An 18,867-nucleotide genomic window follows, 5' to 3' on the forward strand; every position below is an offset into this window, starting at 1 on the left:
CGAGCCTGCCGGCCGTGCGCCGCGCCATTATGGCGCGGCTGCTCGCTGAGCTTGTCCCACCGATCTGCTGTCCGCATTGCCGACGCCGGTTCCGACCGCCACCAGATCGAATACTGCCCAGGTAGTGCTATCGCGACCTCATGGGCGCGAAGCATCCGGGCGGGCTCGGCCAGCCGACCCGGGACTGCTGGCCGGAGGTCTGGCACATCAACGAGCCGATCTACGACCGGGTCTGGGCCGGCCGGACGGTCACCATCGAGGACGGGCTCTACCCGCTCTGCCGCGGCGGCGCGGTCGAGGATCTCTGGCTCACCCTGACCTACAGCCCGCTGCGCGACGCGACGGGCGCCGTCGCCGGCATCCTCGTCACCATCTTCGAGACGACGCAGCGGGTCCTCGCCGTGCGGCGGCACGAGCTCGCCGTCGCCAGGCTGCGCGAGAGCGAGGCGCGGTTCCGCCACATGGCCGACAGCGCGCCGGTGCTGATCTGGATGACCGACCCGGCCGGCCAGCTCATCTTCGCCAACATGCATTACGACCACATGTTCGGCCGCCCGGCCGCGGACATGCTGGGCGATGGCTGGATGACGATCGTGCAGGAGGACGACCTCTCCCGCTTCCATGCCGCCTTCCAGGAGGCGCTGCAGGCCCGGCAGACCTTCCGTGCCGAGGTCCGGGTCCGCGACGCCGCGGGCGCGATCCGCTGGCTGCGCTGCGAGGGCGTGCCGCGGCTCGACGATGCCGGCCGCTTCCTCGGCTATACCGGCTGCGGGATCGACATCACCGAGGCGCGGCTGGCGGCCGACGAGCTCGAGCGTCGGGTCGCGGAGCGCACCGCCGAGCTCATGGCGGCGGAGGAGACGCTGCGCCAGGCCCAGAAGATGGAGGCGCTCGGCCAGCTCACGGGCGGCATCGCGCATGACTTCAACAACATGCTGCAAGGCGTGGTCGGCGGCCTGGCGATGGCGCGCCGCCAGATCAGCGCCGGGCATCCGGAGCGGACGAGCCGCTACCTGGATGCCGCCCATGGCGCGGCGGAGCGGGCCGCCTCGCTGACCAAGCGGCTGCTGGCCTTCGCCCGGAACCAGCGCCTGGATCCGAAGCCGGTGGAGGCGAGCGCGCTGATCGCCGGGCTGGCGGAGATGCTTCGCCGCACGATGGGGCCGGGAATCGAGGTGGATCTCAGGCTGCGCAACGGCAACGTGCTGTGCGACCCGCACGAGCTGGAGAACGCGTTGCTGAACCTCTGCATCAATGCCCGCGACGCCATGCCGGAGGGCGGCCGCCTCACCGTCGCCACCGCGCATGCCGATCTGTCGGCGGCGGAGCTGCAGGACAGCCAGGCGCCACCCGGGCGCTACGTGGCGATCGTCGTGACCGACACCGGAACGGGGATGCCGCCGGAGGTGCTGAAGCGGGTCTTCGACCCCTTCTTCACCACCAAGCCGGTGGGCCAGGGCACCGGCCTGGGCCTAAGCCAGGTCTACGGCTTCGTGCGTCAGTCGGGCGGCATCGTGCAGGTCGAGAGCATGCCGGGCCAGGGCACGACCTTCCGGCTCCTGCTGCCCTTCCATGGCGGCACGGCCGCCACGGCGGTCCCGCCGGCGGCGGTACGGGCGCTGCCGGCCTCGGCGGAGGCCAGGGCGAAGGTCCTGCTGGTGGATGACGAGGCGGCGGCGCGCCGGCCGATGGCCGACCGGCTCCGCGAGCTGGGCTATGACGTGTTCGAGGCGGTGGACGGCCCAGGGGCGCTGCGCATCCTGGCCTCCGTGCAACCGGACCTGCTGGTGACCGATGTCGGCCTGCCGGGCGGCATGAACGGGCGGCAGGTGGCCGAGGCGGTGCGCGAGCGCTTTCCCGGCCTGCCGGTCCTGTTCATCAGTGGCTATTCCGGCGCGGCCCTGCCGGCCGGGGTCGAGGTGATCGGCAAGCCCTTCGATCTCGACATGCTGGCGCTGCGCATCGGCGCCCTGCTGGCGGCTGGCCACGGTGCGCCTGGCCGGGAGCCGGGGGCGTAGCGGGATGGGTTCGGGGGGCGATGGCGGGCCGCGACCGATAGTGATGATCACTACGTTTGCGCTATCTCCACCCAAGGTACTCTTTAGGTCATCAACCCATAAAACTGTAGCGCCGACGCGGCGTTGGCTGATTCAAGGTAGCCGGAGGTGCTGCCATGAAGCCACGTCGCTACGAGATCACGGACTTCGAGTGGTCGATCATCGCGCCGCTGTTGCCGAACAAGCCGCGGGGTGTGGCGCGTGTCGATGACCGCAGGGTGCTCAATGGGATTTTCTGGCGGCTGCGCACCGGCTCTCCCTGGGCCGACATCCCTGAGCGCTACGGGCCGTGTACGACCTGCTACAACCGCTTTGTGCGCTGGCGGAAGGCCGGTGTCTGGGATCGGCTGTTCGCGGCTGTCTCGCGGGCCTATGATGGCGACCTGCAGATGATCGACAGTTCGTCGATCCGCGTTCATCAGCACGCGGCCAACGTCAAAAAGGGGGTGCGGCGGAAGCCGTCGCTGGGGACGTCACTCCTGCCCGATGCATGGGGCGCTCGCGCGGCGGACTGACCACCAAGATCCACGCCGTGGTGGACGCCAACGGCAACCCCATCGCGCTCAAGCTGACTGAAGGCCAGGCGCATGATGGTCGCAGTGCTGCTGATCTGCTGGACAGCCTCGGCGCAAACCAGATCCTGCTCGCCGACCGAGGCTATGACAGTGACGCCCTGCGAGTGGAAATGGCCGAGCGCGGCGCCTGGGCCAACATCAAACCCATGCCGAACCGGGTAAACATCCCGGCCTTCAGCCCCTGGCTCTACCGCTACCGCAACCTGGTCGAACGCTTCTTCAACAAGCTCAAGCATTTCAGGGCCGTCGCCACACGCTTCGAAAAGCACGACGACAACTACCTCGCTCTCGTCAAACTCGCCTCAATCCGCATCTGGTTGCGACATAATGAGTCGGTGACCTAGCGCGCCCCAGGTACCCAGCCCCCCATCTGGCGCGAGGTTCCCTGTCATGGAGATATCAACGATCATCATCTGGCGCAGGTGATCCGCCTGGTGGAGGCGGGATGATCGGCCCCGGCGGGGCGACCCAGTGTATTTGGCCTGTGGGACGGACCGACACTTTGGAAAATACCGCCGCTCCCGGCGCCACGAACGACGAGACTTCGTGCAAGGCATAAGGCATATGTTCGGCTCTGCATCGCTGCGCCATGCGACCAAGCACTACTTTGGCAGTTTCATCGATGGCTCCCTCGAAACCTTATGCGGCAGTGCGGACATCGCTCTGGCGGCGGCTTTGGTAGGAGAGCCGCGATGACGGCGCGTCTGACGGCCGGCAGGCTCGGTTGAGGCGGTCCGCGATGGACTCTTTTTTCCCGCCTGGCTTGGGCCAGGCGCCGGTGCTGGAAGAAGGCATAGGCGATCATGGTCATCAGCGCATGTCGGTGGAGCCCTTGCCGCCCTCGATGTGGTCGAGACCGAGTTCCTCCTTCATTTGCTGATGTGCCTGCTCGCACACCCAACGCGCCTTGATGGAGGCCGCAAGCGTCTTCAGCTCGGTGTCGCCTGGCAGGTTGGACAGATAGTACTTGCGCTCGCCGGACGATCTCAACTCACCGATCAGCCACGCTTCCTCGCCGGGCATGTGCTGCTGCCCCTTGACGAGGATGCGCTGCGGCTCGCCGTCGGCGACCCGGATGCGCGTGGCGGCAAAGGCGGCCTCCAGCGGCCCCTTCGTCCCGATGCGCCAACTCAAGCTCGTCCAGGACGCATCGGCCAACATTGTCTCGGCTGGGATCGACAGCGTGTCGGGGATCGGGTTTTTGCGCGGGCGACCATGGCCGGCTACCGGAAAGATCAGAGAGACATCGATCGGATAGACCTTCTGGTGCCTGGGAATGCCGACGGTCCAGAGAAGTTTGCGTGCGCTGAGCCCCTGACGGAACGGCGCAGAGAGGCCATAGCCGGCATCGGCAAGCACGGTTCCAAACCGCACGCCCACTGCCGTCAGCCGATCGATCTCTTCGAGCGCCATCTCAGGCTTCGTGCGTGCCTTGCGCCAGATCTCCGGCACGCCGGCATGCTCCATAAACGGTGGAAATCGCACGATGAGCATCATTTCCGAAGTCGCTAAGGAACTGCTCGGGATGTTTCTCGCCGATGCCAGCCTGACCACGACGACTCTGGTGCTTGTCGCAATCGTAGCCGGCCTCTTCCTTACGCTGCGCGTCGAGCCATTGCTGGGTGAGGGCGTGCTTCTCCGTGGCTGCCTCGCGACCCTGGTCGAGGCAGTAGCGCGCGAGGCAAGACGTCGGCGTCACTCGTGACCTCACTCGTTCGATCAATACCGGCGCGGCTTCGCATCTGCGGTCGATGCGGCTGTTTCGACATCGGCCGCTGATCCACTGGCCCTGTCAGAAGCTCGGCGATGGAAGTAACCTCTGCAGGCTGCTATGATTGAGAACCGTTCACGGGTTCAGTCCGGCTTTATCGGCGCAGAGACGACATGGTGAACAGCGATTGCTTCGACGCATTGAACAGCACCTGTTGAAGAATTGGAGCCTCCTTTGGGGCTATGCCCTGCGCCTGACGGGCGACCGGGAATCCGCTTCAGATTTGGTGCAGACGTGTGCAGTGAAAGCGCTTGCAAGCGCCTCGCCCCCCTGCGACGAAATTGCCGCCCGTATATATCTGTTCAAGGTTATTCGAAACGCCTGGATTGATGATTTCCGCCGCGCCAAAGTGCGGTGTGACGATTCTGCAGTCAAACCATTGGACGGAACCGTTTGGAATTACGATGACAGGTTGATCGCTGAAATTACCGTGCGGCAGGCTGTTGCACAGATCGAGCCGGTCTATCGCGAAATCATCGAGATCGTTGATCTTGCCGGCTTCCGCTATGTGGAGGCCGCGGAAATACTCGATATTCCCCTCGGGACTGTGATGAGCCGCTTGAGCCGTGCGCGGGCGGCGCTGCTCGACCGGATTACGGCCGACAACATTCGCCCCATTGCGACAGACAGACGCCATGCCAGATGAAAAGCCGATATCCGAGAGTCTCCCAGACACCATGACCTGGGAGATTCTGAACGCTTATGTCGATCAGGAGCTTGATCCCCGACGAGCGGCCCTCGTCGCTGACGCTGTGGCCCGCGATCATGGCCTGGCGGCGCGCGTCGCCACATTGAGCAAGCTCAGGGCGACGGCGAGAGAAATGCCCCCTGCATCGCATGCGCCACCGCCGCTTGCGCTCCGGACATTTGCCGGATTTTGGTCCCTGCGCGTCATGGCTGTAGCAGCGTCTATTCTGCTCGCCGTCGTCCTTGGCAGCACTCTCCTTTGGCGTGGGCCTGCGGGGGAAAATGCATCCAGAGACGCGGCCGATGCTATCCATCTCGAATGGCTTTCCGATCAGTCCCTCCCTCCGAAAGACGCTCCTATCGAGTTCGCTTTGGCTTCGCGATTTATGGGAACATTGCCCGACTTGTCCGCCGCGAACCTCAGATTGGTGTTTTTGTCGGCGGAACCAGTGGTGGAGGGCCATGGGGTCTTTGGCGGTTACGTTGGCCCTCACGGATGCCGGCTCGGTCTATCGATCACGCCGTCGCGCGGGGGCGACACGACTATCCGGGAGGGCCGGGAGCCGGGCGGCATGCTCATTCGCGCCTGGCGGTCTGACGGGGCGGAGTACGCGATCATGAGCCACAGCATGGATCCGGACAGGCTCGACCGCCTGGCGCTGATTGTCGCTGAACTGGTGCGGCAGCGTGGTCCGACGACGGACGAGCAGGAGATTGCCTTGCGCGCGACGGAGACCGTCGGAAAGGCGTGCGCGGTTTAGGATGGTGTGTCGAGGCGAGGGAATAAAAGTCCGGGGCTGTCCGTCTCTACTGATGAAACAAGGAATGTCTCTTAGGGAGGAGCGCGATGTTGAACAGACGGCAGATGCTGAAATCTGCGGGCGGTACGGCCTTAGGAATCGGTGCGGGGCTTGCCGTGGGGGCACGACTCACGGCGTTCGCCGCGGAAACCGTGACTCTGCCCTTCGCCAACGGCGACCGTGAGCTCGTCGCCTATCCGGGCAAGCGGCCTCTGATCAGGCTGACGACCCGGCCGCCTCAGCTCGAGACGCCCTTCAGCGTCTACAATGACGGCTTGATCACGCCAAACGATGCCTTCTTCGTGCGCTACCATCTTGCGGATATCCCGACCGAAATCGATCCGGAGAGCTTCCGTGTCGAGGTCAAGGGCAAGGTCGATAAGCCGCTGTCCTTGTCGCTGATGGACCTCAAATCCCGCTTTGACGCGGTCGAGCTGGTCGCTGTCCACCAATGCTCGGGCAACAGCCGCGGGTTCTTCGAGCCCCGCGTTGGCGGCGGACAAGCCGGCAACGGGCTGATGGGAAATGCGCGATGGAAGGGGGTACCTCTCAAGGCCGTGCTGGACAAGGCCGGCGTGCAAGCGGGCGCGGTTCAGGTTTCGTTCGGCGGTCTCGATGGTCCCGTCGTGCCGGATACGCCGGATTTCGCGAAGGCGCTCGATATCGACCACGCGCGGGATGGCGAGGTCATGCTCGCCTATGAGATGAACGGCGCCGAATTGCCTTGGCTCAACGGCTATCCCCTGCGCCTCGTGGTGCCCGGTTTCTATGGCACCTACTGGGTGAAGCACCTCAACGAAATCACGGTGCTCGACAAGCCGTTCCAAAGCTTCTGGATGGACACCGCCTATCGCATCCCCGCGAATGCATGCGCCTGTACGGAGCCCGGCAAGGCACCCACTGCGACAGTCCCGATCAATCGCTTCGACGTGCGCAGCTTCATCACGAGCGTTCAGGACGGGGCGAAATTGAAGGCGGGCGAGCTTGCTTTGCGCGGAATCGCTTTCGATGGCGGCTACGGCGTCAGCGACGTCGAGGTCTCGGCAGACGGTGGAAAATCCTGGCAGGCCGCGTCGCTCGGCGAAGACCTCGGCAAGTACTCCTTCCGTGAGTGGAAAATGACGATACCTCTCCAAAAGGGCGCTCACACTCTGATGGTCCGCGCGGTCAACCGGATCGGCCAGTCGCAACCGATGGAGCCGCTATGGAATCCGGCAGGCTACATGCGCAACGTCGTCGAACACACACGCATCGTTGCAGCATAGGGAGGAAACCATGAGACACAAAGTTAAAATCGTTTCGGTGAGCTTCCTTGCAGTAGCCTTGGCCGGTGCGGCGCTGGCTGCGCCGAAGACCTATCAGCTCCCGGACGAGACAGCCACGTTCAGGCCCGGATCTGGCCCCGGTTTCGAGGCTGCCCAGAACAACTGCGCAGCCTGCCATTCGGCCGACTACATCAATTACCAGCCTCCGAAGAAGGGCAAAGCGTTTTGGGAAGCGGAGGTTCACAAGATGATCAAGGTCTACAAGGCTCCGATCGAAGAAAACGACGCCAAAGCCATTATAGAATATCTCTCAAATACATATTGAGAATGCTGTCCTGCGCGGCTTGCCGCGCAAGGCAACATCGAGGACGCTTAAATAAGGATGCTTTTGTGAAAACGATCTTGCTCGTGCTTGCTGTGGCCGGTGTCGCGTCCGATGCTTACGCCCAGGATGCGGCCTCAGGTGAGAAAGTCTTCGCGCAATGCCGCGCGTGTCATCAAGTTGGACCGAATGCCAAGAACGCCGTCGGTCCTGTGCTCAACGGCCTCATGGGTCGGAAGGCGGGGACTTACGAAGGGTACACCTACAGCCAGGCTATGAAGGATTCAGGGATCACCTGGACCGACGACAGCTTCTCTACCTACATCATGAACCCGAGGTCAAAAGTTCCTGGCACGAAGATGGCGTTTGCAGGCGTGAAGGATCCTGGCAAGGTGGCTGACCTGTTAGCCTACTTGAAGCGGTTCGACGCGAACGGCAACAAGGTGCCCTGATGCTCTCGCCGCGTGGGGCTTGTTGGCTCGACGGCGCCGCAACAAGAGAAAAAAGTCCGAGGCGTCTCTATCCACCTTGATCCAATGCGAAGAGTCTCAACTCACAAGGGCGCGGACGGCCTCGCGTTCCTCAATCAGCTCTGCAACGGTTCGATCCAGCATCACGCGAGCATATCCACGGATCTTCAAGTCTGCCACGCGGGCATATTGCCCCTCGGCGCAAATGGCTGGACTGCCGCAAAAGAGACCTTCGGGAATTCCGTAAGAGCCGTCCGAGCATAGTCCCATCGAGACCCAGTCGCCGCCGCTGCCATTGATCCAGTCGCGCATGTGATCGATAGCGGCATTCGCCGCCGACGCCGCGGAGGAGGCGCCGCGCGCTTCGATGACGGCCGTCCCACGGCGGGCGACCTGTGGGATCAGTGTCTTGTGATACCAGTCATGGTCAGCGACGATGTCGGCAAGCGGTCGGCCGGCGACTGTCGCATGAGACCAATCCACGAACATGGTCGGTGAGTGATTGCCCCATACGACCAGTCCTTTGATCTCCTCCAGCCCGACCAGCGCTTTTCGCGCGAGCTGGGCCAGCGCGCGGTTATGATCGAGGCGGATCATCGATGTGATATTCTCGGAAGGAAATTCAGGCGCGTGCTCGCTCAGGATCATTGCATTGGTGTTTGCCGGATTGCCAACCACCAGCACCTTCGCGTCCAGTTTGGCGACGTCGTTCAGGGCCCGCCCTTGCAGTCTGAAGATCTCGGCGTTGGTGGCAAGCAGGTCGCGCCTTTCCATCCCCTTGGACCGCGGACGCGAACCCACCAGAATCGCAGCATCGATGTCGCGGAACGCAAGTCTCGCATCGTCGGTCACGGCGACGTCCGCAAGCAGGGGAAACGCGCCGTCCTCAAGTTCCATCACGACGCCGCGAAGCGCCGGCTGAACCTGGGGAAGGTCGAGCAGCCGCAGAGATATGGGCTGGCGCGGGCCGTAGAGCTCTCCCCTGGCAATGCGGAATAGCAGGGAATAACAGATCTGTCCCGCAGCTCCTGTCACGGCGATCTGTTTTACGTGCCCGGTCATCAGTTTACTCCTTCCCATGGTCAGGTCTGGTCTCAAATTCCCGCCCAAACGGCGCACAGGATGATGGCAGTGCCGCCGATTGCGAGCGCCACCGGCATCATGGCGATCTGCATCATGGCCTCGCGGCCGGTTATCCGTCCGGTGGCAATCTCAACCTCGCCGTCAAGAAACTCTCGAACGCTGCGATCCTGCTGGCGTTCGGGGGTCATGTTTCGCCCCATGACGGCGCCGCCGACGAGCAGCCCGAAATACATCACGCTGAGCACGAAAATGACCGCGAGGATCAGGGATGTCTCGCCGCCGGCAAAAGCAAGCCACGCGGCAACACCCAGCCAGGCATAGGCAAGAAGCGGGATCGCGATCGCGATGGGATGGACGCGCGTCGCCGGTAGCAGATAGGGGGTCGGATCCGTCTTTGCATATTCGGGGGTCCCGACCGATGCGGTTCGTGGTGTTTCAGCCGGGAAAGTTGTTGTCGTTCGAAGTGCAATGGTAGCCATGATCGGTCTCCTTCCGAGGGCAGCGGCTCTCGCGAGCCGCTGCGTTTCGTTCTTGGGAGAAGATGGATGAGTCCGATCAATCGATCCAACGCATTAGTTTCGTCGTTCCGTTCGGCAAAAGCGAACGATTAGCAACTATTGGAGTTTCTGAACTTGCACAATTGCGCCCGGCTTGGCGCCCGCGCCCTCCGCAATCACAAGATATCGCCGCGCAGAGGCATCGCCGGTCTCGACAGACGTGCGCAGCGGGCCAACCGCATTGACGATCGCCGCGCCGGCGGGATTGCTCATGAAATTGGCGAGCGGCTCAAGAGCGCCCTGTCCCTCGGCGTCACGCGAAAGGGCCAGAACATAGGGCTTCTTCGGCTCCAGGCCGGTCGCCGCCGCCTGGAGAACCTGAACGAGCCCCTGGTCAAACAGCGAAACCTGGGTCACACCCTTTCCATTGATCCCGGTCAAGACCAGTTGCGTCGGCTTGTTGGCTGCGGCGAGCGGCTGGAGGTTGGCGCGGCCATCGCCCTTCTCGACCGCGTTGGGAACATAGGCGACGCCCTGCGGCGCCTGACCTATCGGGATCGTGGCGATCACTTTGTTGGTCGCCGTATCGATGACTGTGGCAGCGTCGGCATTCTCGAGACCAACATAGACGCGGCTGCCATCCCCCGACGGCCACAAGCCGTGTGGCAGCGACCCGACCGGGATGGTCGCAACCTGCTTGTAGTCCGAGGTGTCGAATACCTTGATTTCGTTCAGGCCGCCAATCGTGACATAGGCGAATTGGCCCTTGGGATTGCGAACAATGTTGACATGATTGGTGATCGGTCCCGTATCGATGACCTTGAACACGGAGAACGGAGGCTTGGCGTCAAACACCATGACCTTGCCGACATCCTTCAGGGTCAGCCAAACTTGGCGCCCGTCGGGCGTGGCTGCGATGTCCGGGCAAAACGGACTTTCCTGCTTGACCCGTCCGACGATCTCCTTGGTCGCCGTGTCGATGACGACCGTTTCAGGGCTGAAACTCGAGCAGACATAGCCATAGCGTCCGTCAGGAGAAAAGATCGTCATGCCCGGACCGTTCGGAACCGTGATCCGGCCGGTTTCGGTGAAGCTCTGTCCGTCGAGAACCGAGATATAGTTTTCCCCGCGAACGCTCACCCAGACTTCCTTGCCGTCCGGGCGGAAGAACGCTTCGTGCGGCGAGCGCCCAACATAGGTCACGTGTTTGACCGCATTCGACTCGGTATCGATAAAGCTGACCGAATTGGAGCCGATCGAGATGACGGCGAGGGTCTTGTGATCGGGGGAGAAGCCCATGCCGTGGACGAGGAGTTGCCCGCGATAAAGCGGGCTCAAATTGGCCGGGGTCTGCTCGCCCAGCTTGATCACACCGAGAACCTCGTTGGTGGAGGGATCGACAACCGAGACGGTGTTGGAGAATTGGTCGGAGGTGTAGAACCGGTCGCGGCTGCTGACCGCGATGTCGGGCGCTTCGGCGGATCCGGGCGCCTGACCGGCAAAGGCCGGGATCGCGGTCGACGCCAGAATGGCAAGTGTGAGAAGTGACTTCATGACCGTTTCCTTCGTTTTAGGATTGAGTTTTGGGAATGGTGCGATCAGGGCTTTGCGGTCGATGCTGAGGTCGGCTCGCTGAGGATCTTCCGCATCACCGCAATTTCTTGACGCTGTTCGACGATGATTCCCTGCGCCAGCCGACGCAGCCGTTCATCCGTACCGAAGCGGAGCTCGATCTCGGCCATATCGATCGCGCCCTGATGATGAGGAATCATCATCGCCGCGAAATCGCGGTCCGGATTGCCCGTCGGTTTTACGGCCATCATGGCGTCGTGCATTCTCGCCATCGCGGCATCCATTACGGCGCTGAAGGTTGTTTCGTCTGCATGTGAGGTCGCGCCATGCTGGTGTAAGTCGGCAGCAGCAGCCCCGGCAATGGCGCTCGCCGCGACAAGGCCGAGGAGAAATGTTCGAATTGGTTTCATGCCAGTGTCTCCTTTGAACGAGAGGGAGACAGTGCCGGCACGCGATTATTCCCTCGCGCGCAATCTTCGTGAACACGAGACCGTGAGCGGGAAGGAGATTTTTTGCTCGGTCATGGAATATGCCGGCGGCGGAGCTGTCTCTAGAGCGTCAACCCCGTTCAAGGAGAACTCTTCATGCGCCTACCCACTCTCGCCGTTGCGGCCGCAGCCCTGGCAATCGCCGCATCCCCGGCCTTTGCCGGTCCCGCTGAAGACATGGCCAAGGCCCGAATCGCCAGCATCGCCAAGGGCGACGTCGCGGCGGTCGTCGGCGCCTATGCGCCGTCCGCCACCCTTCACTGGGTCGGCGGACCTCTCGACGGGACATACGCGAGCCCCGACAAGCTCAAGGAGGTCTGGACGAAGTTTGCCGGAGCGCAGGGCGATCAGAAAACCACGATTGCGGCGCTCAGTGAGGCGGCGAATCCCAAAGGAGCCACCGTGACCGCCGATGTGGTCTTTACGGGCAAGAATACCGTGAAGGTGCGGTATATTCTTCTTTACAGGGACGGGAAACTCGCTGACGAGATCTGGCAGGTCAATCCGAACGCGAGCTACTGACCCCGATTCACGATGATCTGTTCGGCGAGGTATGCCGTGCCGGCGTCCTCGCCGAATGGATGAGGAGCTCAAGGGTTGGACGAGATCGCCAAGCTGATCGAACCGCAGATTCCTGCCTTGCGCAGGTACGCCTACGCGCTCGTCCGTGACCATGACGCCGCCGACGACCTGGTGCAGGACTGTCTTGAGCGGGCCGTGTCGCGCTGGTATCTGCGCCGCGACGACGGTCACCTGCGGGCCTGGCTGTTCACGATGCTTCGAAATCTCTACATCAATTCCTATCATCGACAGAAGCGTCGGGGCACTCGCGTTCGTCTCGACGAGTCGATAATGCCGAGCGTGGCACCAAACCAGACCGATCAGCTGGAGATGAACGACGTTCTATCGGCGCTCGAAAGGCTGCCCGAGGATCATAAGTCGATCCTTCTGCTGATCGGGGTCGAGGACCTGTCCTATGAGGAGACGGCGAGAGTGCTTTCGGTGCCGGTCGGCACCGTCATGTCTCGCCTGTCTCGTGCGCGACAAGGACTGCGCGCATTGCTGAGCGGTTCGCGCGTAACCCCGCTTCGGAGGGTCAAATGACGAATACGCCCCTTCCGATCGGCGAAGACGATCTGCAGGCCTATGTCGACGACCGCCAGAGCGAGGTCCGGCGATCAGAAGTCGATGCCTACCTTGCGGATCATCCGGAACTCGCGGCCCGGCTGGCGGAGGACCGTGATCAGCGCGAGACGCTGCGCCGTCAGCTTGCAGGCAAATTTACCGAGCCAATCCCGTCCCGCTTGAGGGTCGCTAATATCCGCCTTTCGCGTCGGCACAAACGCGGCGTTTGGCTGCGAAACGGTATCGCGGCCGCCTTCTTACTGACCCTGGGTGGCGGGGCGGGATGGATTGCGCGGGGCACGGCGCCCGTTGAGATGCCACCGACGGTCGCCGTTACCCGCGACGCCGTTGCCGCCTACCGCACCTTTGTCGTCGAGGTGAACCATCCCGTCGAGGTGCGTGCGTCGGACGAAGCTCACCTCGTCCAATGGTTGTCAAAGCGGCTGGGGCGGCCGCTTCGTGTTCCGGATCTTTCAAGGTTCGGCTTTCGTCTGATGGGCGGCCGGGTCCTCCCGGCGGCGAGCGAAGCTGCGGCGATGCTGATGTATGACGATGACAACGGCACGCGTCTGACCGTTTATGTGCGCGCCGCGGCGACTGGGGAGACCGCTTTCCGGTTCTGGAAAGAAGGCGACGTTTCTACCTTCGCCTGGCTTGACCAGGGCTACGGATTTGCGGTTTCGGCAGCTTCGGATCGCGACCGTTTGTTCCCGATCGCCGAGGCGGTTTATAAGACCCTCGATGGTGGGGTCTCTGTTCCGCGGCGAGACGGGTGATGGCCAATCGTTCGACACAGGCGAACAAAACGACAAAAACAATGCGTTGGATCGATTGATCCGCTCGTGTGATTGCTCCCGGGCCATTAGGGGACAACACAATGACCGCACTCGCTCGACAGCAATATGAAGACCAACCGGAACTGCTGCCACCGGGCCGCCTTCATCCTCACAGGATCGAAGGTAAGCCGCCGCGCGCAGCCTCGGTCTGGCCGGGGCTTTTCTTGACCGCCGCGGTCGCCGGAGCCGCGTTCGCTCTTCGGCAGGTGCCAGGCGTTGCCGCTTTCAGCCCGATGATCCTGGCGATCCTGATCGGGATCTTCTTTAACAATGTCGTCGGCACGCCGGTGCGCGCGAAAAGCGGAGTGACCTTCTCGCTGCGCAAGATCCTGCGTCTCGCCATCATCCTGCTCGGGCTCCAGTTGACCGCAACGCAGGTGGCGGAAGTCGGCTCGACCGGCATCGCTGTCATTGTGCTGACTCTGATTGCAACCTTTGTCTTCACGACGTGGCTTGGCCGGCTAATCGGGGTGGAGCGCAAGCTCGCGCAGCTGATCGCGGCCGGCACGTCTATCTGCGGCGCGTCGGCGGTTATTGCCACCAATACGGTCACTCAGGCTCATGACGAGGACGTTGCCTACGCCGTCGCCTGCGTCACGGTTTTTGGTTCGATCGCGATGTTTGTCTATCCGCTGTTGCCGGCGCTGCTCCATCTCAACCCACACGGCTACGGTCTGTGGGCGGGCGCGTCGATACACGAGATCGCGCAAGTCGTCGCCGCGGCATTCCAGGACGGCAAGCAGGCCGGTGATTTCGGCACGATCGCCAAATTGTCGCGCGTCATGATGCTGGCGCCGGTGGTTATCGCCTTGGGTTTATTGGCGGCGCGTAGGGCAGAACAGCATGGCCATGGCTACGTGCGCGCCAAGCCGCCGATGCCCTGGTTCGTTCTCGGCTTCATCGCGCTCGTTGGTGTCAATAGCGTGGTGACCGTTCCCGTAGAGGCAAAGACGATCATTGTGATGGTGACGACCTTCCTGCTCTCGATGGCGCTCGCCGCCATGGGTTTGGAGACTGACCTTCGCAAGCTGCGTGCTAAAGGCGTTCGGCCCTTCCTGCTCGGTCTTGCATCCTTCCTGTTCATCGCGAGCTTCAGCTTGATGCTTGTGAAGATGACGAGTTGAGAGCCTTCCGATGACCCTCGAACAACTGCGGATCTTCGTCGCCGTCGCCGAGCGGGAGCACGTCACGCAGGGCGCGCGCGATCTGAACTTAACGCAATCGGCCACGAGCGCGGCGATCGCCGCGCTCGAGGCTCGTTATGCAACCAAGCTTTTCGATCGCGTTGGACGCCGCATCGTTCTGACCGAGGCCGGGCGACTGTTTCTCAGCGAAGCGAAGGCGGTGCTCGCCCGTGTCCATGCTGCCGAGAAGGTCCTGACGGATCTTGCCGATCTGACCCGCGGCTCGCTCGTCATCGCAGCCAGTCAGACCATTGCGAATTACTGGCTTCCGCCGTTCATCAAACGCTTTCGGTCGCAGTTTCCTGGCGTGGCCATCACTCTCACCATCGACAATACCGATGGCGTCGCCCGACGGATCAATGAAGGCTTGGCTGATTTAGGGCTGGTCGAGGGCGAGATCGACGACCCGTCTGTCTCGGTCGCGCCATTCGCCGAGGATGAGCTGGTTCTCGTCGTGCCGCCGGATCACGCGTGGGCCCATGATCCCCGGCGACAGCCGGCCGAGCTCGGTGTCGGCCCCTGGGTTCTGCGCGAGCATGGCTCCGGCACGCGCGCCATCTTCGAAACCACCTTGTCACAATTCGGACTAGCACCACGAGACCTCGCGATATCTCTCGAACTGCCCTCCAATGAAGCCGTCCGCTCCGCCGTCGAGGCCGGCGCTGGCGTCACCGTCGTGTCCGGCCTGGTGGTCAGCAACGCACTGAAGGCAGGAAGCCTCGTGCAGGTGAAGCTCGATTTGCCCAAACGGCGCTTCTTTGCCTTGCGCCACAAGGAATTCTCCATGACGCGCGCCCAGCGCGCCTTCCTGGATTTGATCGCGCCCAAGCCATCTTTGACGCAACGTCATGTGCCAGTTCCGTCAAGAGGGCGAAATGACCAGCTATCTTGATCCGGTAATTCTCGCTCGCGCGCAATTCGCGTTTCCGGTGTCGTTCCATTTCATCTTCCCTGCCTTTTCGATCGGCCTGGCGAGCTATCTGATGGTCCTGGAAGCCTTGTGGCTGACGACCGGACGGGGAGTATATGCCAATCTCTATCGTTACTGGATCAAGATCTTTGCGGTCGTGTTCGGCGCCCGCAAGCTTCGGGCGCTGGAAGATGAGAACGTCAAGCTGAAGAAGCTGTTGGGCGAGGCGATGCTCGACAACGCGATCCTGAAGGATGTTGCCGCAAAAAATGTATGACCCGCCCCATCCTTGCAAGAGCCTTTAAGCCGATGTCGAACAGTTTGCATAAATGTATCCGGCCTCTCGCGAGTGGGCCGCTGTTGCGGCCAGGCCATGATGAGATGCGCACGCCGTTCCCGAATAACTGGCTTCGGGCTGGAGGCCCGTTTTTTTGCCCAGGGCTTACGGTGCGCCGATCAACTGTCTCGTCATCAATTTCCCGAACCTCGCAATTGGTCGAGGACGGTCGTCAGGCCGAGGCCGGCGCCCGCCGCTCGTAGATTGTGCCCGGCTTGGTGATCACCACCCAGGCGACTCGGGCCATCTTGGCGGCAAGCGCCACGACGGCCTTGTTGTTGTGCATTCGCTTCTGCAACCCGTCGAGCCAGCCGCCGAGGCGGTCCCGGGTGCGGTCGAGATGAAGCAGGCATGATCTCGCACCATGAACGAAGAGGCGACGCAGATACGAGCTGCCCCGCTTGCTGATCCCCAGCATCGTCGTTTTCCCGCCGGTGGAGTACTCACGAGGTACAAGCCCGAGCCAGGCGGCCATGTGGCGCCCTTTGCGGAACTGCGTTCCCTTGCCGGCCGCCGCGAGAAGCCCTGTGGCCGCAAGAGGGCCGATGCCCGGGATTGTCATCAGGCGCCTTGCGGTGTCGTCCGTGGCCGCGACGTCCTCTATCTCACGCGTCACCTCGGCGATGCGGGCTTCGAGCCCCCTGACATCCTCGAACAGGCTTGCCAGCAGACGCCGCATCGCTGGCGTCAGGTCGTTGCTCTCGTCCGCCAGCACGGCGGGAAAGTCAGACTTGAACCGGCCAGCACCCTGATGCATCGCGATCCCGTACTCGAGGCAGAAGGCCCGCATCTGGCAGATCACGCGGGTCCGTTGCGCGACAAGACGGTCACGGACCCGGTGGAGGGCCTGGAGGTCGACCTGCTCGGGTGATTTCACCTCGACGAAGCGCATCGTCGGACGCGAAACCGCCTCAGCGATAGCCTCGGCATCGATCTGATCGTTCTTGTTGCTCTTGATGTAGGGCTTCACGAACTTCGCCGGCACGATGCGAACCGTGTGCCCAATCGCCTGGAGCTTACGCGCCAGCCATTGCGAACCGGGGCACGCCTCCATCCCGACGACGGTTGGAGCTGCGCGCTCGAAAAATTGCACGAGCGTCTCGCGCCGGAAGGTTGCTCGCTGGACTGGTGTGCCGGCGGCGTCGAGGCCGCAGTCGTGAAAGAGGTTCTTGCCCAGATCGATGCCGAACACAGCGGCATCGTGTGGCTTGTTGCGGATGGCCATTTGCTGCTCCCTTCTATCGGACTCTGCCTCATCAGAATGAGGCGGGGAGACGGGGCGGACCATCCCATTAATGCTGACGCCCGCCGCGAAGCGGGAGGCCGTGGCGCATGCCTGCACGGAGCACGGTGTGAGCCAGCGGCGGGCGTGTGAAGTCCTTGCGGTGGACCGCTCGAGCGTGCGCTACAGGTCCGTTCGCTCTGACGACGCCAGTCTGCGGGAAGCGATGAAGATGATGGCGTCGGAACGCCGCCGCTTCGGCTACAGGCGCATCCATGTGATGCTCCAGCGCCAGGGTATCTCGATGAACCTCAAGAAGCTCAGACGGCTCTATCGTGGGCTTTGGCGCCGCGACTTAATCGCGGAAGCGGACGCCGCGCTGATCAAGGCGAGGACGCTTGGCCCATCGGTTTCGCGCATTTTGCCGGCCCAGTTGTAGCGCACCTGGTGCTCGCGGCGGGGTCTGAAGGAACCGCCGCCCTGGGCAGCCGTTCTGTCGCTACGATCAGCTTCTGGAACTGCGCGACGACCTGATCGTGCGGCTGAACCGAGCGGTCGACCGGCCGAGATCGTAAGCGCCGCTGCCGCACTGTGCGAAGTCGAATCGCTCGCGTCACAATCTCTTGAAAACTTTCTTCCCTATCACGCGGTACGGGCCGATCTTTTCGCCCGCACTGGCCGAACTGACGCGGCGCTGGTCGCATACCGCAAAGCCCTTGCGCTCGAGCCGAGCGTCGCCGAAGCGCGCTGGCTTGAACGCAAGGCGCCAGCGCTCAAGAGGATTTAAGGAAAGGCTATTGTGTCGTCCATCACATCGCCACAAGACTTGAAAACATCACCCTCATCGTCGTCAGTCTACGATTTGAATTTTCGGTCCAAATCTCGGTTTGAGAACAGTGACTGATGTGTGTTCGGCGCTGATGCCCCCCATCGGTCATGCCCGACCATGGTGCCCTTGCGCGACGGTGGGCGTCTCTTCTTTCCGTTGCGCTGCGAACGCTTCTTTCCCCTTTTCGGCCCAGAGCATGCGGGCCTGTTCGCCATGATCGCTTTGCAGCTTGTCGGCCATCCAGAGCAGCGCGCCGTAGATCATGGCGCGGTCGTTGCCTGTCAGGTCGACGATCCCGGCCTTGACGACGAGGCCGCCGAGTTCGATCAGATGTCGCGTGCGCTTTCGGCGCTCCACCTGCCAGGCGCGCATGTCATGCCGCGCCCGCGCCGCCAGATGCCGGTTGCGCGCGGCCCGGTTGCGGTTGAGCGCTGCCCGCGTCGCGGTCAGACGCTGATGCAGCTCGCCGCGACCGGCCCTGAAAGAACGCGGCGCCACGCTTGGCCCATGCCTCCCTCTTTCCGGCGTCTTTGGTTTCGGCCAGCACGATCAGCGCGCCCGCCAGTTCGTCGGCGCTGAGGGCGTCGGCGCCGGTCGAGATGACCAGTTCGCCAAGCTGCTGCACCTTGCGGGCTTTCAGGTCTCGCGCCTTGTCTTCAAGCGACTTCAGTTCCGCGTCGAAGTCCCGTGGCTTGCGCATCATGTCCTCCATAAGCTGTTGATGGAGCGATGATAGTTGAGGGCCTGCCAGAATGCTGTAAGGTTGCCGGGACGGGCTGGAACGGCGCGAGCAGTCCCGAGAAATTAGTTTCGAGGGCGCGCTTATACGTCGTTCCG

At 62.7% G+C, this 18,867-nt stretch carries 19 protein-coding genes and 5 pseudogenes; 16 read left to right on the top strand and 8 right to left on the bottom strand.

Going from position 1 to position 18,867, the window contains the following annotated elements; genetic code table 11:
- The first annotated feature begins 140 nt into the window (after positions 1-140).
- Together HJG45_RS14650 and HJG45_RS14655 are read left to right on the top strand one after the other, a co-directional pair.
- The gene (locus tag HJG45_RS14650) at positions 141-2,018 is read left to right on the top strand and encodes an ATP-binding protein (RefSeq protein WP_171612883.1); all 1,878 of its coding nucleotides are present in this window, start codon (positions 141-143) and stop codon (positions 2,016-2,018) included.
- A 155-nt stretch (positions 2,019-2,173) separates the two neighbouring features.
- Positions 2,174-2,976: pseudogene (locus tag HJG45_RS14655) on the top strand (IS5 family transposase).
- A 258-nt stretch (positions 2,977-3,234) separates the two neighbouring features.
- Here HJG45_RS14655 and HJG45_RS14660 read toward each other — a convergent pair.
- Positions 3,235-4,225 (bottom strand): annotated as a pseudogene (locus tag HJG45_RS14660) (IS701 family transposase); the annotation flags it as partial.
- Here HJG45_RS14660 and HJG45_RS14665 point away from each other — a divergent pair.
- From HJG45_RS14665 to HJG45_RS14690, 6 genes are all read left to right on the top strand, one after another.
- Entirely contained in the window at positions 4,119-4,337 is a 219-nt protein-coding gene (locus HJG45_RS14665; protein ID WP_006023163.1) for a hypothetical protein, read from the top strand. The pseudogene HJG45_RS14660 and the gene HJG45_RS14665 sit on opposite strands and share 107 nt — an antisense overlap.
- A gap of 193 nt (positions 4,338-4,530) precedes the next feature.
- The gene (locus tag HJG45_RS14670) at positions 4,531-5,049 is read left to right on the top strand and encodes an RNA polymerase sigma factor (protein ID WP_011995928.1); all 519 of its coding nucleotides are present in this window, start codon (positions 4,531-4,533) and stop codon (positions 5,047-5,049) included.
- Between the two features lie 31 nt (positions 5,050-5,080).
- Positions 5,081-5,851: an anti-sigma factor gene (locus tag HJG45_RS14675; RefSeq protein ID WP_006023165.1), complete on the top strand. Its 771-nt coding sequence runs from the start codon at positions 5,081-5,083 to the stop codon at positions 5,849-5,851.
- An 86-nt stretch (positions 5,852-5,937) separates the two neighbouring features.
- A complete protein-coding gene (locus HJG45_RS14680; RefSeq protein WP_006023166.1) occupies positions 5,938-7,155 on the top strand; it encodes a molybdopterin-dependent oxidoreductase in 1,218 nt (405 codons plus the stop codon).
- A gap of 10 nt (positions 7,156-7,165) precedes the next feature.
- A complete protein-coding gene (locus HJG45_RS14685; protein ID WP_006023167.1) occupies positions 7,166-7,480 on the top strand; it encodes a hypothetical protein in 315 nt (104 codons plus the stop codon).
- 65 nt (positions 7,481-7,545) lie between these two features.
- Positions 7,546-7,929 (top strand): cytochrome c family protein, encoded by a 384-nt coding sequence (locus HJG45_RS14690; protein WP_006023168.1) that lies wholly within the window; start codon positions 7,546-7,548, stop codon positions 7,927-7,929.
- Positions 7,930-8,025: 96 nt separating this feature from the next.
- Here the strand turns inward: HJG45_RS14690 and HJG45_RS14695 are convergent, their stop codons facing one another.
- From HJG45_RS14695 to HJG45_RS14710, 4 genes are all read right to left on the bottom strand, one after another.
- The gene (locus HJG45_RS14695; protein ID WP_006023169.1) at positions 8,026-9,009 is read right to left on the bottom strand and encodes a malate dehydrogenase; all 984 of its coding nucleotides are present in this window, start codon (positions 9,007-9,009) and stop codon (positions 8,026-8,028) included.
- Between the two features lie 32 nt (positions 9,010-9,041).
- Positions 9,042-9,509 (bottom strand): hypothetical protein, encoded by a 468-nt coding sequence (locus HJG45_RS14700; RefSeq protein ID WP_006023170.1) that lies wholly within the window; start codon positions 9,507-9,509, stop codon positions 9,042-9,044.
- Positions 9,510-9,644: 135 nt separating this feature from the next.
- Positions 9,645-11,081, bottom strand: a complete 1,437-nt coding sequence (locus HJG45_RS14705; RefSeq protein ID WP_006023171.1) for a beta-propeller fold lactonase family protein — start codon at positions 11,079-11,081, stop codon at positions 9,645-9,647.
- A 44-nt stretch (positions 11,082-11,125) separates the two neighbouring features.
- Positions 11,126-11,509 carry a DUF305 domain-containing protein gene (locus HJG45_RS14710; RefSeq protein ID WP_006023172.1) on the bottom strand — a complete coding sequence of 128 codons (384 nt, stop codon included), beginning with the start codon at positions 11,507-11,509 and terminating at the stop codon, positions 11,126-11,128.
- Between the two features lie 174 nt (positions 11,510-11,683).
- Between HJG45_RS14710 and HJG45_RS14715 the strand changes: the two genes are divergently transcribed.
- The 7 genes and pseudogenes from HJG45_RS14715 to HJG45_RS28810 form a co-directional block, all read left to right on the top strand.
- On the top strand, positions 11,684-12,109 hold the full coding sequence (locus HJG45_RS14715; RefSeq protein WP_006023173.1) for a nuclear transport factor 2 family protein: 426 nt from the start codon (positions 11,684-11,686) through the stop codon (positions 12,107-12,109).
- A 75-nt stretch (positions 12,110-12,184) separates the two neighbouring features.
- On the top strand, positions 12,185-12,691 hold the full coding sequence (locus HJG45_RS14720) for an RNA polymerase sigma factor (RefSeq protein ID WP_006023174.1): 507 nt from the start codon (positions 12,185-12,187) through the stop codon (positions 12,689-12,691).
- Positions 12,688-13,488 carry an anti-sigma factor gene (locus HJG45_RS14725; RefSeq protein WP_006023175.1) on the top strand — a complete coding sequence of 267 codons (801 nt, stop codon included), beginning with the start codon at positions 12,688-12,690 and terminating at the stop codon, positions 13,486-13,488. The genes HJG45_RS14720 and HJG45_RS14725 overlap by 4 nt, the downstream gene beginning before the upstream one ends.
- A gap of 101 nt (positions 13,489-13,589) precedes the next feature.
- A complete protein-coding gene (locus tag HJG45_RS14730; RefSeq protein WP_006023176.1) occupies positions 13,590-14,672 on the top strand; it encodes a YeiH family protein in 1,083 nt (360 codons plus the stop codon).
- Positions 14,673-14,682: 10 nt separating this feature from the next.
- On the top strand, positions 14,683-15,624 hold the full coding sequence (locus HJG45_RS14735) for a LysR family transcriptional regulator (protein WP_006023177.1): 942 nt from the start codon (positions 14,683-14,685) through the stop codon (positions 15,622-15,624).
- Positions 15,608-15,808: pseudogene (locus tag HJG45_RS28805) on the top strand (cytochrome ubiquinol oxidase subunit I); the annotation flags it as partial. The gene HJG45_RS14735 and the pseudogene HJG45_RS28805, both read left to right, overlap by 17 nt.
- Positions 15,809-15,916, top strand: a pseudogene (locus HJG45_RS28810) (cytochrome BD quinol oxidase subunit I); the annotation flags it as partial.
- Between the two features lie 235 nt (positions 15,917-16,151).
- Here the strand turns inward: HJG45_RS28810 and HJG45_RS14745 are convergent.
- Positions 16,152-17,204 (bottom strand): IS110 family transposase, encoded by a 1,053-nt coding sequence (locus tag HJG45_RS14745; RefSeq protein ID WP_006023179.1) that lies wholly within the window; start codon positions 17,202-17,204, stop codon positions 16,152-16,154.
- Between the two features lie 70 nt (positions 17,205-17,274).
- On the opposite strand from HJG45_RS14745, the pseudogene HJG45_RS14750 reads away from it, so the two are divergent.
- Positions 17,275-17,538: pseudogene (locus tag HJG45_RS14750) on the top strand (IS3 family transposase); the annotation flags it as partial.
- Positions 17,539-18,135: 597 nt separating this feature from the next.
- On the opposite strand, the gene HJG45_RS14755 reads toward HJG45_RS14750, so the two are convergent.
- Positions 18,136-18,402, bottom strand: a complete 267-nt coding sequence (locus HJG45_RS14755) for a conjugal transfer protein TraD (RefSeq protein WP_011995933.1) — start codon at positions 18,400-18,402, stop codon at positions 18,136-18,138.
- A 1-nt stretch (position 18,403) separates the two neighbouring features.
- Entirely contained in the window at positions 18,404-18,742 is a 339-nt protein-coding gene (locus HJG45_RS14760; protein WP_011995934.1) for a conjugal transfer protein TraD, read from the bottom strand.
- Between the last annotated feature and the right edge of the window lie 125 nt (positions 18,743-18,867).

This window comes from Roseicella sp. DB1501 (assembly GCF_013112485.1).
Lineage (GTDB): Bacteria > Pseudomonadota > Alphaproteobacteria > Acetobacterales > Acetobacteraceae > Paracraurococcus.